14 protein-coding genes are annotated in these 14,381 nt (G+C 53.0%); 1 reads left to right on the top strand and 13 read right to left on the bottom strand.

Annotated features, from left to right (window positions below; all coding sequences use genetic code 11):
• Positions 1-187 precede the first annotated feature (187 nt).
• The 7 genes from AAFJ72_RS00750 to AAFJ72_RS00720 all read right to left on the bottom strand — a co-directional run bounded on the left by AAFJ72_RS00750 (position 188) and on the right by AAFJ72_RS00720 (position 6,844).
• A complete protein-coding gene (locus AAFJ72_RS00750; RefSeq protein ID WP_432775740.1) occupies positions 188-952 on the bottom strand; it encodes a type III pantothenate kinase in 765 nt (254 codons plus the stop codon).
• A gap of 12 nt (positions 953-964) precedes the next feature.
• Positions 965-1,810: a carboxylating nicotinate-nucleotide diphosphorylase gene (gene nadC, locus AAFJ72_RS00745; protein WP_432775739.1), complete on the bottom strand. Its 846-nt coding sequence runs from the start codon at positions 1,808-1,810 to the stop codon at positions 965-967.
• Positions 1,800-3,422 (bottom strand): L-aspartate oxidase, encoded by a 1,623-nt coding sequence (gene nadB, locus AAFJ72_RS00740; protein ID WP_432775738.1) that lies wholly within the window; start codon positions 3,420-3,422, stop codon positions 1,800-1,802. The genes nadC and nadB overlap by 11 nt, the downstream gene beginning before the upstream one ends.
• Positions 3,423-3,571: 149 nt before the next feature.
• The gene (locus tag AAFJ72_RS00735; protein WP_432775737.1) at positions 3,572-3,997 is read right to left on the bottom strand and encodes a Fur family transcriptional regulator; all 426 of its coding nucleotides are present in this window, start codon (positions 3,995-3,997) and stop codon (positions 3,572-3,574) included.
• A 38-nt stretch (positions 3,998-4,035) separates the two neighbouring features.
• On the bottom strand, positions 4,036-4,875 hold the full coding sequence (locus tag AAFJ72_RS00730; protein WP_432775736.1) for a metal ABC transporter permease: 840 nt from the start codon (positions 4,873-4,875) through the stop codon (positions 4,036-4,038).
• A gap of 37 nt (positions 4,876-4,912) precedes the next feature.
• On the bottom strand, positions 4,913-5,683 hold the full coding sequence (locus AAFJ72_RS00725; RefSeq protein WP_122905257.1) for a metal ABC transporter ATP-binding protein: 771 nt from the start codon (positions 5,681-5,683) through the stop codon (positions 4,913-4,915).
• 180 nt (positions 5,684-5,863) lie between these two features.
• Positions 5,864-6,844, bottom strand: coding sequence for a metal ABC transporter substrate-binding protein (locus AAFJ72_RS00720; RefSeq protein WP_432775735.1), 981 nt, complete (start codon positions 6,842-6,844; stop codon positions 5,864-5,866).
• A 193-nt stretch (positions 6,845-7,037) separates the two neighbouring features.
• On the opposite strand from AAFJ72_RS00720, the gene AAFJ72_RS00715 reads away from it, so the two are divergent.
• Positions 7,038-7,529 (top strand): PCYCGC motif-containing (lipo)protein, encoded by a 492-nt coding sequence (locus tag AAFJ72_RS00715; RefSeq protein ID WP_432775734.1) that lies wholly within the window; start codon positions 7,038-7,040, stop codon positions 7,527-7,529.
• A gap of 347 nt (positions 7,530-7,876) precedes the next feature.
• Here AAFJ72_RS00715 and nadA read toward each other — a convergent pair whose 3' ends face one another.
• From nadA to AAFJ72_RS00685, 6 genes are all read right to left on the bottom strand, one after another.
• A complete protein-coding gene (gene nadA / locus AAFJ72_RS00710) occupies positions 7,877-8,821 on the bottom strand; it encodes a quinolinate synthase NadA (protein WP_122905252.1) in 945 nt (314 codons plus the stop codon).
• A 211-nt stretch (positions 8,822-9,032) separates the two neighbouring features.
• On the bottom strand, positions 9,033-9,902 hold the full coding sequence (locus tag AAFJ72_RS00705) for an HAD family hydrolase (RefSeq protein WP_432775733.1): 870 nt from the start codon (positions 9,900-9,902) through the stop codon (positions 9,033-9,035).
• Between the two features lie 94 nt (positions 9,903-9,996).
• Positions 9,997-11,922 (bottom strand): ATP-dependent zinc metalloprotease FtsH, encoded by a 1,926-nt coding sequence (gene ftsH, locus AAFJ72_RS00700; RefSeq protein WP_432775732.1) that lies wholly within the window; start codon positions 11,920-11,922, stop codon positions 9,997-9,999.
• 69 nt (positions 11,923-11,991) lie between these two features.
• Positions 11,992-12,531 carry a hypoxanthine phosphoribosyltransferase gene (hpt, locus tag AAFJ72_RS00695; RefSeq protein ID WP_122905249.1) on the bottom strand — a complete coding sequence of 180 codons (540 nt, stop codon included), beginning with the start codon at positions 12,529-12,531 and terminating at the stop codon, positions 11,992-11,994.
• Complete coding sequence (tilS, locus tag AAFJ72_RS00690) at positions 12,528-13,955, bottom strand: tRNA lysidine(34) synthetase TilS (protein WP_432775731.1); 1,428 nt, start codon at positions 13,953-13,955, stop codon at positions 12,528-12,530. The genes hpt and tilS overlap by 4 nt, the downstream gene beginning before the upstream one ends.
• Positions 13,927-14,379 (bottom strand): threonine/serine exporter family protein, encoded by a 453-nt coding sequence (locus tag AAFJ72_RS00685; protein WP_122905247.1) that lies wholly within the window; start codon positions 14,377-14,379, stop codon positions 13,927-13,929. The genes tilS and AAFJ72_RS00685 overlap by 29 nt, the downstream gene beginning before the upstream one ends.
• Positions 14,380-14,381 lie beyond the last annotated feature (2 nt).

The raw sequence follows: 14,381 nt of genomic DNA, 5'->3' as shown, positions 1-14,381 counted from the left end.
GTCCGCTGGTTTTGTAATCATGCGCGCCGTGGGCGTGCCACAGCTTCTTGTCCAGGGAGTCAAGTGCCGCTGCAACGGCTTTGGCTCCTTTTCATTCGTATGCCGAAAAACGCAAAGTCTATACTCCCAGTTTAACACCTTTGGCCTTCTTCATACAAGGAAGGAGGGGATCACCATTCTTCACCATTCATTGATTCCGCTCATAAACCAGGCGCAATCCTTTTAAGGTCAAATAAGGATCGACCACCTGAATGCACGATGTCTCGTCTGCCAAAAGCGAAGCCATCCCGCCTGTCGCTACTACTGTCGGTTCTGTCTGGTACTCCGCTTTGATCCGGCGAACAATTCCCTCGACCTGGCCTACAAAGCCGTAAAAAATGCCTGCCTGCATGGCCGCAATCGTATTTCTCCCGACTACGCTCGCAGGCTTTGCAATTTCGATGCGCGGAAGCTTCGCCGCCCGGCTGAACAGCGCCTCTGTGGAAATGCCGATACCCGGGGCAATCGCTCCCCCCAAATACTGCCCACGCTCGTCCACATAGCAAAAAGTCGTCGCCGTCCCAAAATCGACAACAATCAGAGGGGCCCCGTATTCGTGAATGGCCGCCACTGCGTTGACGATCCGGTCCGAGCCTACTTCGCGCGGATACTCGTACTTGATGTTCAGCCCGGTCTTGACCCCCGGCCCGACGATGAGCGCTTTTTGCCGCAAATATTTGCCGCACATACGCTCAATTACCGTATTCAAAGGCGGCACAACCGAGGAAAAAATGATCCCTTTAACCTGCTGCAAAGTCAGCCCCGCGCTGTCAAACAAACTTTTTACCAGCATGCCGTACTCGTCTTCTGTCTTGTTCCGGTCGGCGGCAATCCGCCAATGATGCCGCAGTACCTCGCCCTCGTACAGACCAAGGACGATGTTGGAGTTGCCTATGTCGATCACCAGTAGCATACAGGTCGCTCCTTACCGTTTGCGCGTATTCAAATCCAGGCTAATATCAAACGCCTTGACCGAGTGGGTCAGAGCGCCGACAGAAATGACATCCACGCCCGTTTTGGCAATATTTCCGATCGTCTCCAGACTGACGCCTCCGGAAGCCTCGACAACCGCCCGTCCATCAATGAGCGTCACTGCTTCTCTCATGGTTTCCAAAGACATGTTGTCCAGCATGATAATGTCCGCGCCCGCTTCCAGTGCTTCACGCACCTGCTCCAGCGACTCCGCCTCCACCTCTACCGTCATCGTGTGCGGAATCGCTGCGCGCGCCGCGGCGACTGCCTGTGCGATGCCGCCCGCTCCCTTGATGTGATTGTCCTTAATCATCACGGCGTCGTACAGGGCAAAACGGTGATTGTGGCCACCTCCGACACGAACAGCGTACTTTTCCAGAAAACGAAGTCCCGGAGTCGTCTTGCGCGTATCCACTACCCGGGCTTTCGTTCCCGCTACCGCCGCCACGTATTCGCTCGTCTGCGTCGCGATACCGGACAGACGCTGCATCAAATTAAGCGCAAGCCGCTCGCCGCTCAGAATGGAACGCACGGAGCCGCTCACCTCCGCCAGCTCCTGACCGACTTCTACCCGCTGACCTTCTTCCACTTTTGCCGTGAACACCAGGTCGGGGTCAACCGTCGCAAAAACTTGCCGGGCAATCGGCAGTCCGGCTATCACGCCCGCTTCCTTTGCGTACAAAATTCCCGTTCCTTGCTCAGACTCCGGGATCGTGCTCAGCGTCGTCACATCGCCAAAGCCGATGTCCTCCTGCAGCCACTCTTCAATCTTGCGTTCCAGCTCTCGTTTATTCCACATCGTTTTTTCCACACTCCTCTTGAACGCCGTCCGCAAACGTCTGGATCAAATGCTTGCGCCATAACAAATCGTCCTTATTCGGAAAATCATTGCGATAATGTCCGCCGCGACTTTCCTCGCGAAGCAGCGCAGCTCTCGTCGTCAGCACCGCTGCGTTCAGCAGGTTCAAAAACTCGAACGTCTCCCGATCCTGCGCCGCATATTGGTAAAACCGCCCCATTCGCTCCAGCTCCGACAGTGCTTTCAACAAGCCTTTTTCGTCGCGTTTGACGCCGACATGCCGCAGCATCAGCTTTTGCAGCTTCACTCTCTGTTCACGTGTACTAAACTTGCGCGCCTCCCGGTATTCCGATACAGCCCGGACCGGGCGAATGTCAGGCAGTGCATGCAGCTGCTTGATCCGCTGCGCGATGCGATGTCCAAACACGACCGCTTCCGACAACGAATTGCTCGCCAGTCTGTTGGCACCGTGCACCCCGGTGCAGGACGCTTCCCCGCAGGCAAACAGCCGTCTGGTCGTCGTCTCCCCGTTCAGATCGGTCTGAACGCCGCCCATGATGTAGTGGCACGCAGGGGCAACCGGAATCCAGTCTGTTACCATGTCCAGCCCGTATTGCAGACAAAAGTTGTAGATCGTCGGGAAGCGGCGCTTGATTAGCTCCTCCGGCTCGTGCGTGATGTCCAGATAGACAAACGACGATTTGGTCTGCTCCATCTCCGAAACGATGGCGCGGGCTACAATGTCGCGTGGTGCCAGCTCTTTTTGCGGGTGGTACTTGTCCATGAAGCGGTCACCGTTGCTGTTGCGCAAAATGGCGCCTTCTCCCCGTACTGCCTCGGAGATCAGGAAGCGCGGCGCTCCCGGATAGTACAGCGCCGTTGGGTGAAACTGGATGAACTCGACATCCTTGATGCGCGCCCCGGCGCGATAGGCGATGCCGATACCGTCGGCAGTGGCGATGTCCGGATTGGTCGTATAGCGGTACAGTTGCCCTGCTCCCCCCGTTGCCAGCACGGTTGCTTTTGCCTCCAGGAAAAACATGTCTCCCTCCGGCTTTTGCACGATAACCCCCACGCACTCCCCATCCTGTGTGACCACATCAATGGCAAAATGGTGCTCCAGCACGCGAATGTTCGCCTGCTCCATCACCCGCTTCGACAGAGCGCGGACGATTTCTGCTCCGGTCGCATCCCCGTTGGCGTGCAAAATGCGCCGCTTGCTGTGTGCACCCTCCTGCGTCAGTTCATACTGGCCTTGTTCATCCCGGTCAAACTCCGTACCGTATGCAATCAGTTCCTTCAGACGCTCAGGACCTTCGTGTACGAGCACTTCCACCGCTTCGTACGAGCAAAGTCCAGCTCCCGCGATCAGCGTATCCTGACGATGCAAGGCCGGAGAATCCGACTTGGCCGTCACGGCGGCAATGCCTCCCTGCGCCCAGCGGGTATTGCTGTCATCCAGCCCTTTTTTGCTTATCAAAACTACATCGGCATACTCGCTCGTCTGCAAGGCCGTATACAACCCGGCGATCCCTGCTCCTACAACGGCTACGTCTGTTTTCATTCGAGGCAACGATTGCAAATCAAAATCCGCAATATAACGGGGAATCATGGCTGCTGTCCCTTCTCTCCGTAACTGATGATTTCCCACCCATTATAGCAAATACCGACCGGATGAAAACTACATTGGGCGAGTTCCTGTTCAGGCGTACAAAAAAGAGCATCCGCACTCAAGCGAACACTCTTTGCAAGACACGATTTTCAGTTGGACTGGGCGACACATTCCTTGCAGGTTCCGTACACTTCAAACTTGTGTCCGGTCACTTGAAAATCATCCGGGACAGCCGCCAGGACGTTCATCGGACAGCCTGGCAGAGAAGAGGTCTTCCCGCATTCCGTACAGATGACGTGGTGATGATGATGCCCGTCGGCAGAGCAAGCGAGACGGTAACGGCCTTCTCCGTCCAGCTCTGTTTCTTCCAAAATCCCCAGTTCAACAAAAGTGGAGATGTTGCGATAAACCGTATCGAAGCTGAGCGTCGGATACTGCTCCTTGATTCGTTCCATAATATCTTTGGCAGACAAGTAGCGCTTTTCGGCTGCGCAGATGCGGATCATCTCCTCCCGCTTGCCGGTATATTTGTACCCGTTCGCCTTCAAAATTTGCAGGGCTTCTTCCACTTTCATCGACAAACACTCCTTCCTTTTGTCTTGACGTGATGACTCTATCGCATGATTACACGCAGCTTTTTGACCCCGAGGACAACGAGCATAATCAAAACAGCCATCAACACAATTGTACCACCAGATGCCCAATCGAAGAGATAGGCAAAATACAGACCGCTCAGCACGGAAATTTCCGCAAAAAGAATGGAGAAAAAGATCGTCTGGCGAAAGCTTCGCGCAATTTGCAGGCTCGCCGCAACGGGAAGCGTAATCAGCGCGGAAATCAAGAGCACGCCGACAATGCGCATGGAAGCGGCAATCGTAAGCGCCACGAGCACCATGAACCACAGATTGATCGATCTGCGCGCGACACCGGACACTCGGGCGAACTCTTCGTCAAAGGAGACAGCAAACAGCTCCTTGTAAATCAAAAAGACGGTGCCCAGCACAACGACTGCCACGCCAATCAGCGCATACAAGTCCTCGATGGAGACGGTGACAATTTTCCCGAACAAATACGAGTACAGGTCAGCGTTGAATCCGTCCGCCACACTGATTAACACCGTAAACAGCCCAAGACCCGTGGACAAAATGATCGGGATCGCCAAGTCCTGATACGCTTTGTACACTTTGCGCAGCCGTTCAATGAACAAAGAGCCGACTACCGCAAAAAGCATCCCGAAAAACAGCGGGTTTACTGCCGAGAAAAAGGCAATTTTTTTCGAGACCAGCATCCCCGCCGCGACACCCGAGAGCGTGACGTGAGAAAGACCGTCGGCCATCATCGACAGGCGCCGGACGATGAGAAACGTCCCGAGCAACGGGCAAATCAGGCCAATCAAAAGCCCTGAAAACAGGGTATACCGCAAAAAATCATACTGCCACCAATCAGCCAGCATGGTCATACTCCTTCTTTTTTATCTCGTTTGCAACGGCTTAATGGTGATGAGACAAAAGGCGCACAGAATCACCATACATGCTCTGCAATATTTTTTCCTGATTGTGCTCAAACTCGTGAGCTGTTCCATGGAAGTGAATCTTCTTCTGCACGCAAGCTACCTTTGTCACCCATTGCGACATGACGCCGACATCGTGGCTCACGATCATCATCGTCAGGCCGTTTTCCTCCTTGAGCGAGCGAAGCAGGCCGTAAAACTGCTCAATCGATTCCTGGTCCACACCGACTGTAGGCTCGTCGAGAATCAGCAGCTCAGGCTCTGCGACAAGTGCCCGCGCGATGAACACACGCTGCAACTGTCCGCCAGACAGGCTGCCGATGCGCTGGTTGAGCTTTTCCGCCAGGCCGACACGCTCAACGGCGGCGCGCACGCTTTCATGATGCCGGGCAGTCAATCTGCGGAAAAGGCCGACCTTGCCCACCAGACCGGAAGCCACGACTTCCTGCACCGTCGCGGGGAAGCCGCCAGCCCCGTGAGCTACCTGCTGTGCAACATAGCCAATCCGGTTCCATTCGCGGAATTTGGACAAAGGCTGCCCGAACAGCTCGACCGTTCCTTTGTTCGGGGTGAGCAGGCCAAGGATCAGTTTCATCAGTGTCGATTTTCCCGAGCCATTCGGGCCGACAATCCCGACAAACTCTCCCCGTTCAAGCGAAAATTCGACTCCATCCAGCACCAGTTTGTCTTCATATTGAAAGGAGACGTCCGTGAGCTTTACCACAGGCACTCCTTGAGTCATTGCTTCCATGCAATCATCATCCTTTAAATCGGATTTGTTCTGATTTGCTACCTTACATCCTACTACGATTTTGCCCGAACCACAACCCTTCCAGCGGCAAAAAAGCCGGAATACGGCAGTCAGGTCAAAAGCGTAGGCGGGAAAAGAAAAAATGCCGCTTTGTGTAGCGACATTTTGTTCACGCTGCTTTTATTGCAAGGCGACCTTCAAAGTCTCCAGGTTGTCACGCATGATGGACAAGTAGTCACGTCCGCCTTTTGCATCGTCCTCTGTCAAACCTTCGAGCGGGTTGAGGGTAGCTGTCTTCACGCCGGCTTCCTTCGCGATGACTTCCGCTACTTTTGGCGAGACGAGTGATTCAAACAAGACGTAGGAGATGTTGTGTTCCTTCACATGCTCCACCAGGCTTTTCAATTCTGCCGGAGACGGCTCGTCAGCCGGATTCAGCCCGGAAATGGCCACCTGCTCCAGTCCGTACCGATTTGCCAAATAGGAGAAGGCGCTGTGCGAGGTCATGAACTCTTTTTTGGCAGCTTGTGCAGCCATGTTTTGAAACTCCTGGTCCAGCTGATCCAGGTCAGCAGCCAATTGGGCGTAGTTTTTCTCATAATCGGCAGCGTGGGCCTGGTCTTTTTGCACCAGCGTATTTTTCACTTTTTCTGCCTGCGCTTTCAGCTTCGTAGGGTCCAGCCAGACGTGCGGGTCAAATTCGCCGTGGTCATGGCCGTGCTCCTCGGTGGCCGCTTCTCCTTCGTGCTCGTGCTCATGTTCATGCTCTTCTGTCGCTTTCAGCAACTCAAGACCTTCCGACGCATTGACGATGACCGTCTTGTTTTTGTCGAGGTTGCCTACCGCTTTATCGACCCACAGCTCCAGGCCGCTGCCGTTGTAGGCAAAAATGTCTGCGCCAGCCAACGCGACCATATCTTTTGCGGTTGGCTCGAAATCGTGCGGCTCCACTCCAATTGGAATGATGTTCGTCACTTCCACGTGGTCGCCCCCGATGCGCTTGGCTACGTATTCGAGCGGATAAATAGTCGTATATACTTTTGGCTTGGCATTCGCATCGCCGCCGGTTTGCGGTGTGCTTGCAGTCTGCTCGGCTGCGCCGCATCCGGCAATGCTGACCGCTGCAATCAGGCTCACGATCGCCATCAGACCCTTTTTCATCTCTATGCTCCTCCTACCCAATTCAAAATGATTCCGATTTAGTTTCATGATCGTTTTTCATTATACGGACAGAAGCCCAAAAAGTAAATAGGATTTATTCCGATTTAATTGTCATTTGCTTGCAACGTTGCGCATCGCTTCACAATTTCTTCAAGCCGTTATGATAAGATAATGGGCAGGAGGTATGTCCAAAATGAAACGTCAATCATGGTTAGCTGTCAGCTTCATCACCGCAGCTCTGCTTGCTGGCTGCGGCTCTGCCGATCAGGCTGCCGAGGATCACACGATTCACGCACAGCACGCCCCGAATGGGGACCTGCAGGAAATGACCGCTTCTGTCGACCAGCTGCCGAAGTTTTTGGATAATCAAGACCCTGTCATTATCGAATCGTACAAAATCGCCGCCGCAAACCGCGAACTGCTCAAATCCATCCCCTGCTACTGCGGCTGCGGAGAGAGCGCTGGGCATCTGCACAACGGCAACTGCTTTATCAAAGAGGAAAAGCCGGATGGCTCCATCGTCTGGGATGACCACGGGACACGCTGCGGCGTCTGCATGGAGATTGCCGTTATTTCCTCCAAGCTGAAGCAGGCGGGTAAATCGACAAAAGAAATCCGCGAATACATCGACCACACCTACAAAGAAGGCTACGGAAAACCGACACCGACTCCTATGCCATCTTGAGCAGCGGGAGATGGCTGTCAGGTTCAGGCGCTTGGTCGCAAAAAAGCTTCCTCACGCTCACGAGGGAGCTTTTTTGCTGAGAACCCGAGCCATGTTAACAGTTACCATCCGGGACATGACCGTTTACCATTATACCTAGATTTCCGATGCATCTAAGGTACCCATGACGATTAACAAAGAGCTGATGAAGGGCAGTACGGTTATTCTGGTTCTGACCGGCGAAAAGACATCCAGCCTCTGGCGCAGTCCTACACTGGCCTTTTGCGTGCCTGCCCAACAAAACAAAGGGAGCAAAGCTTCTGACAAGCCTTGCTCCCTTTCCTATTTCTCGATCCACAGCCACCCGTTTACGCCGGAGCTACTTCCAGCATCCGCTCCAACGAAGCGCGCGCCGCGTCTGCAATATCTTTTGGCACGTAAATTTCCGGCTTCATCGTTTCCAGCGCCTCGACGCATTTTTTCAGGTTGTTCACCTTCATGTTCGGACAGACAAGGTATTTGGACGCGAAAATAAACTTTTTGTCCGGGCTGTCCTTTTCCAGCATGTAACGTGTGCCGTCCTCGGTCCCGATGATAAATTCCTTGTGGGACGATTCGCGGCAATATTTGAGGATTCCGGTTGTGGAGCCTACATAGTCGGCCAAGGCAACCACTTCCGGGCGGCATTCCGGATGCACGACAACCAACGCCTCTGGATGCTGCCGCTTCAACGTCATGATGTCTTCGACAGACAACTGGTCATGCGTATTGCAGTAGCCTTCCCAAATAATCATCTTCTTGTCCGTGAACTGGGATACATAGTGGCCCAGGTTTTTGTCTGGAACCCAGATGATCTCATCGCTGTCCACAGATTCAATCACCCGCTTTGCGTTAGACGACGTACAGCAGATGTGTGTCTCTGCCTTGACGTCAGCAGAAGTGTTGATGTACGCCACGACTTTCGCATTCGGATGCTGTGCCTTCAGCTTGCGCAGCCCCTCTACGTTCACCATGTCCGCCATTGGACAGCCTGCACGCTCATCAGGGATGATGACCTTCTTTTGGGGATTGAGAATTTTTGCACTTTCTCCCATGAAGTGAACCCCGCAGAACAAGATGACATCTGCATCGGTTTCCTTTGCTTTTTGTGCCAGTCCAAAGGAGTCCCCAATGAAGTCTGCTACTTCCTGAATCTCAGGACGTTGGTAAAAATGAGCAAGAATGATGGCATTACGCTCTTTCTTCAGCTGCATCAATCGTTCACGTAACTCAGCGTTGCGCTGGGCTTTTTTTTCTAACGCTAAAGCGTCCATGGAAAAAATCCCCCTACGGTGGTGTCATAATTTACGGTCATTGTAAGCTGATTACCGGGTCTTGTCAATGTAAGCGTTGTTACATGATTTTTCTATGCTTTCCTTTTCCCAGAACCCTATACAAAAGGCCCATAGCTCCCGCGTGTTCTCGCCGCAGGCAGCAAAAAACCGTCCCGGTCAAGGACGGTTTCAGGGGCAGAGCAGTCTCGCCCTATTTCGACGGCTCGCCAATCACGCGTTCCAAAATAAATCTGGCAACGCCATCGTCGTTATGATGCGGCGCGATATATTTGGCAATCTCCTTGAGCGCTGGCGACGCGTTTTCCATCGCGACCGAATAGCCAGCCCCGGTCAGTGCCTCGCGGTCGTTTTCTGCATCACCGAACGCCATCACCTGCTCTGGTGCAATTCCCCATGTTTTGCAAAAATACAGCAGCCCTTCCCATTTGGAGACGCCCTGGGGAATGACCTCGATATTATCCTTGCCGGACGAAGTGATCGTCACCTGCTCCTGCCACGGGCTGAATTGTTCGGCAACCCACTTGAGGCGCTCCGGATTGTTGTCCCAGATGAAAAACTTGACGATTTCCGCTTCTCCGGATTCGATGTGCTGCAGCACTTCCGCAAGCGGCGCGACACGAGCAAGTCTGTAAAACGCAAACTGCCGCATGGAGACTCCTTCCACTGATGCATCCTGCTCAATGATTGCCTCCAGACGCTCCCGATCCTCCTGCACCATCCAGCGATTGCTGTTTGTATCATGCAGCTCGTAGTAAATCGGCTCCTGTCGCAGCGCATGGATTGCATCGATCACTATTTGCTTCGGCAAGAAAAAGCGGCGAACGAGCGTGCCGTCTTTTTCGTAAATGGCAGCCCCGTTGCTGCATACGTATCCGTCAAAGGGAAACGAGTCAATCGGGACTTGGGCCGAGCCAAACATTCTGCCAGTCGACAGCACCAGCTTGCAGCCCTTCTCCTGCAGCTTGAACAGTGCCTCTCTCGTCCCTTCTGTCATTTGCGATGCCTTGTTCAACAGCGTACCGTCCATATCAAATGCGGCCATTTCCGGTGTAAGCAACATCTTGTCTCCTCCTCCATCGATTCGGTTGCGTATGCTTTTTGCCACTGCGCGCTTCTTGTCCATTGATGAAGAAAAGAGGCACCTGAGGCGCCCCTTATTGTTTCGGTTCTTCGTTTGTTTCTTCTTGTTTTGGTTGAATGTTGACGACCACATCACCGTTATCCGGATTGTCGGGATCGTTGTCCATTCTTCCTGTCTCGATCAATTGCTTGATTTGCTCAGCATCGAGCGTCTCTACGCGCAGCAAAGTGTTGGCAATCAGATCAAGCTGATCGCGGTGCTTGGTCAACAGTTCTTTACATCTTGCGTAGCATTCGTTGATAATGTTTTGCATTTCCAGATCGATCTCATAGGCGATCTGATCGGAGTAGTTGCGCTCGTTGCCATAATCGCGGCCCAGGAATACCTGTCCCTGGCTCTTGCCGAACTGCATCGGGCCGAGCTTGCTCATCCCGTATTCGGTAATCATGCTGCGGGCAATCGCGGTTGCGCGCTGGAAGTCGTTATGTGCCCCGGTACTAATATCCCCGAGCACCAGCTCCTCAGCCACTCGTCCACCCAACAGCCCGACGATTTTGTCGAGCAAATCTGTTTTTGTTGCAAAGAAACGGTCTTCTTTTGGCAGCATCACGGTGTATCCGCCAGCCTGGCCGCGCGGAATGATCGTTACCTTATGTACCATTTCTGCATTTCTCAGGTGATAGCCGATAATGGTGTGACCGGCTTCGTGGAAAGCAACCAGGCGTCTTTCCTCTTCGCTGACAACGCGAGATTTTTTCGCCGGACCAGCAATGACGCGGTCGATCGCTTCGTCGATTTCCTTCATGCTGATTTGCTTTTTGTTTTTGCGGGCGGTAAGGAGAGCAGCTTCGTTGAGCAGGTTCTCCAAATCTGCACCCGTGAAGCCCGAAGTACCACGGGCAATCACATCCAGCTTCACGTCATCGCCAAGCGGCTTGTTGCGGGCATGAACCTTGAGCACCGCTTCACGGCCTTTGATGTCGGGACGATCCACTGTAATTTGACGGTCAAAACGTCCTGGACGCAAAAGCGCCGGATCGAGAATGTCAGGTCGGTTGGTCGCAGCCACCATGATGATGCCTTCGTTGCCGCCGAAACCGTCCATCTCTACGAGCAACTGGTTGAGTGTTTGCTCGCGCTCGTCATGACCGCCACCGAGACCAGCTCCACGCTGGCGACCTACGGCGTCGATCTCGTCGATAAAGATAATGCACGGAGCATTTTTCTTCGCGTTTTCAAACAGGTCACGCACGCGGGATGCACCCACCCCGACGAACATTTCCACAAAGTCAGAACCGGAAATGCTGAAGAACGGAACGCCTGCCTCACCGGCAACAGCGCGGGCGAGCAAGGTTTTACCAGTACCCGGAGGACCTACGAGCAGAACCCCTTTTGGAATACGGGCACCGACGGCGTTGAATTTGCGCGGGTCTTTCAGGAACTCAACGACTTCCTCCAGCTCCGCTTTTTCTTCATCTGCACCCGCTACGTCGTCAAACGTAACGCGTTTCTTCTCTTCGTTGTACAGCTTCGCGCGGCTTTTTCCGAAGTTCATCACCCGGCTGCCGCCACCCTGAGCATTGTTCAGAAGGAAGAAAAACAGGATGAAAATGATGACAAAAGGAATGATCGAGGTCAGGAACGTGAGCCAAATGCTGTTGCCCTCCGCTGGATTGAACTCTACCTTTTTCAGTTTTTGTTCATCAATTTTCGTCTCGACCAACTTGACAACATCAGAGTCGTACAAAGGAACGTTGGTAAAAAATTTGTTGCTTTCCTGTCCCGGAATAGCTTTAGCCAGTGTACCCTCTACCCTGTATGTACCGTTTTCAGGACGCATGGATAGCTCTGTAACATTGTCAGCTTTCAGCTGTACCCGGAAATCCTGATATGTAAGTTTCCCAACCTTATCAGTACCGGAGAGGATGAAATTCACGATCCCGACCGTGACAAGAAAAATCAGCAGGTAGAACCCGGTATTACGAAAAAAGCGATTCATTCCTTACCTCCTCTCACGAACAGACACTTTTCACATTTTATCATATTTTGCTAAGTCTCCACAACAAAGCTACTTGGTGTAGACCTCAGGCTTCAATATCCCGATGTACGGCAAATTGCGGTACTTCTCGGCATAGTCCAGACCGTATCCGACGACGAACTCGTCCGGAATGTCGTAACCGCTGTAGTCTGGCGAAATATCTACCTTGCGACGCTCCGGTTTGTTGAGGAGTGTCACAACCTTCACAGAGGCGGCTTCCCGATGGCGCAAAAGCTCTACCAGTCGGCTCAGTGTCAGTCCGCTGTCCATGATGTCTTCGACAATCAGCACATGTCTGTTTTGCACGGAGGTATCCAGGTCCTTCAGGATTTTCACCATACCCGAGGACTCGGTGCCGCTTCCGTAGCTGGAAACCGCCATGAAATCCATTTCGCACGGAATATCCATATGACGGATCAGATCAGCCATGAAAAGAACCGCGCCTTTCAGAACGCAAATCACCAACGGATTTTTGTCCTTGTATTCGGCAGCCAGTGTCTTGCCCAATTCCTTTACCTTTCTTGCAATGTCCTCTTCTGATAGCAAAATCTTCTCGATGTCTTGATTCATGAAAAAACCTCCCGCCAATCTTCTCCAAACTCAACCCGCACGTGCAGAAAACGCCTGGTCTGTTCATTTACCGGCGCTACGGCGGAACGGCGCACGCCTGGTACCAAAATCACCTCATCGCCCGCCGTCAGAAGCGGAAGTTTGTCCCGCCATGCTCGCGGGATTTTGGCATCAATGAGTAGATCTTTCAGCTTCTTTCCATCTGCCGAGCCAAACAGAGTGAGTCGGTCTCCTGGTTTCCGGTTACGCAAATACAGCGCTCCTGGAAGCTGATCGGCGTCAAACACCGCTTCGTTGTCCGGGAGACGCCCCCAATCCATGGGACCTTCAAGGTAAGAAATATGTACCGTGGCATTGCTCTCGTCGATCCGGGTCACCCCTGGAACTGCGAGTTCGTAACTATAGGTATGTATGCAGTCTTGCCGCTTTCTACGACTGAAAAGAATTTGTCCGTACATCCGGCTTACCACCAGCTTGTCGGGCAAATGCAGTTCCGCAGAAGGGCGACTCCCCCCTAGCATGTGCAAAACGGTCTCCACATGCTGCGAAGACCATTCGGTATGTTTTGAGAGATAACTTAATATTAGAGTAATCATTCTCCTTTGTAAAGCAACGTCACAAGTTTGAAACTTGTCATTGTCAATCAGAAATGCTTCCTGTTTCTTTTCAATTGTCACCTCATCCAGACGTTCGCGGGCCAGCCCTGTCAAGCAAGCTTCATCCTGGGAAATCGCCCTGGCCAGATCGAGAATATGCTCGCGGTACTTTTCGTTCACCTTGGCAAGCAAAGGCATCACGTCAAGGCGCAGCAGATTGCGCTTGTACTTGCGCGAGCGGTTGCTGCTGTCCTCGCGCGGGACAAGACCATTTTCCTGGCAATAGGCTTCCAGTTCCTGACGCGTTTTATACAACAGGGGACGCACCAGTTCAATCTGGCTATTTTCCAGCATGCGGCGCTGCGGCATGCCAGTCAGTCCCTGCAGCCTGCTGCCGCGGACGAGCCGAAACAAAATCGTCTCTACCTGGTCGTCTGCATGATGCGCCAATGCCAGCTTGCTTGCCCCGTGCGCGACCCCTACCTCGCGATAAAAACGGTAGCGCAGCTCGCGGCTCGCCTCCTGGCTCCCTTTTCCCGTCTTTTTCATATAAGAGGGGACATCGTACTCAAACAGGTGAAAAACTGCGCCAAGCTCGCTGCACAACGCCTCTGCGTACCGGGCGTCCAGCCTGGCCTCCTCTCCGCGAAAGCCGTGATTCAGGTGTACGGCATGCAGCTTCCAGCCGTAGTCATATTTTTTATTAAGAGAAGCCAATATATGCAAAAGAGCTGTAGAATCGTTGCCACCGGAAACCCCTACCACAATCGTTTCACCGGGAAGCAGAAGCCCGGCAGCCTCAATCTCGTTGTGTACGCTTGCCAGCATAGCGGGCTCCTTTCCAAATCGTCACGACAGAAATACCAAAAATAAGTCCAGATGCAATGGCTCCGGCTACCATCAATGTCTTGGTCGCCAGGGTAATGCCTTCCACGTAGTTGTTGTTGACGAAAGCAAGCATCGACTTGTAAGCCAAAGACCCCGGAACGAGCGGGATGATGCCCGCAACGCTAAAGTTGGTCGAAGGAACGCGAAGCAAGATGGATAAAAATTGACTCAGCAACGAGACGATTGCCGCAGATGCAAATGTCGAGAGCAACACTTCCGCGCCCAGGCTCGGCAAAAGCGAGTACACGCAAAAACCGACCATCCCCGCCAATCCGCCTGCAAAAATGGTGCGGACCGGGACGTTAAACAGCACACACCACGCCATTGACGAGACGAAGCTCAGCGCCAAACCTTGAAAAAACATAC

Source organism: Brevibacillus gelatini (assembly GCF_050920745.1).
Taxonomy (GTDB): Bacteria; Bacillota; Bacilli; order Brevibacillales; family Brevibacillaceae; genus Brevibacillus; species Brevibacillus gelatini.
Note: the sequence above shows the minus strand (reverse complement) of the source record. Positions and strands in the feature narration are given on the sequence as shown.

Bases quoted from the DNA above. Each gene is read 5' to 3' on its own strand.
- AAFJ72_RS00750 (WP_432775740.1), bottom strand. From the start codon at position 952: ATGCTACTGGTGATCGACATAGGCAACTCCAACATCGTCCTTGGTCTG.
- nadB (WP_432775738.1), bottom strand. From the start codon at position 3,422: ATGATTCCCCGTTATATTGCGGATTTTGATTTGCAATCGTTGCCTCGA.
- AAFJ72_RS00730 (WP_432775736.1), bottom strand. From the start codon at position 4,875: ATGCTGGCTGATTGGTGGCAGTATGATTTTTTGCGGTATACCCTGTTT.
- nadC (WP_432775739.1), bottom strand. From the start codon at position 1,810: ATGTGGAATAAACGAGAGCTGGAACGCAAGATTGAAGAGTGGCTGCAG.
- AAFJ72_RS00715 (WP_432775734.1), top strand. From the start codon at position 7,038: ATGAAACGTCAATCATGGTTAGCTGTCAGCTTCATCACCGCAGCTCTG.
- ftsH (WP_432775732.1), bottom strand. From the start codon at position 11,922: ATGAATCGCTTTTTTCGTAATACCGGGTTCTACCTGCTGATTTTTCTT.
- AAFJ72_RS00685 (WP_122905247.1), bottom strand. From the start codon at position 14,379: ATGTTTTTTCAAGGTTTGGCGCTGAGCTTCGTCTCGTCAATGGCGTGG.
- AAFJ72_RS00725 (WP_122905257.1), bottom strand. From the start codon at position 5,683: ATGGAAGCAATGACTCAAGGAGTGCCTGTGGTAAAGCTCACGGACGTC.
- hpt (WP_122905249.1), bottom strand. From the start codon at position 12,531: ATGAATCAAGACATCGAGAAGATTTTGCTATCAGAAGAGGACATTGCA.
- AAFJ72_RS00720 (WP_432775735.1), bottom strand. From the start codon at position 6,844: ATGAAAAAGGGTCTGATGGCGATCGTGAGCCTGATTGCAGCGGTCAGC.
- AAFJ72_RS00705 (WP_432775733.1), bottom strand. From the start codon at position 9,902: ATGTTGCTTACACCGGAAATGGCCGCATTTGATATGGACGGTACGCTG.
- nadA (WP_122905252.1), bottom strand. From the start codon at position 8,821: ATGGACGCTTTAGCGTTAGAAAAAAAAGCCCAGCGCAACGCTGAGTTA.
- AAFJ72_RS00735 (WP_432775737.1), bottom strand. From the start codon at position 3,997: ATGAAAGTGGAAGAAGCCCTGCAAATTTTGAAGGCGAACGGGTACAAA.
- tilS (WP_432775731.1), bottom strand. From the start codon at position 13,955: ATGCTGGCAAGCGTACACAACGAGATTGAGGCTGCCGGGCTTCTGCTT.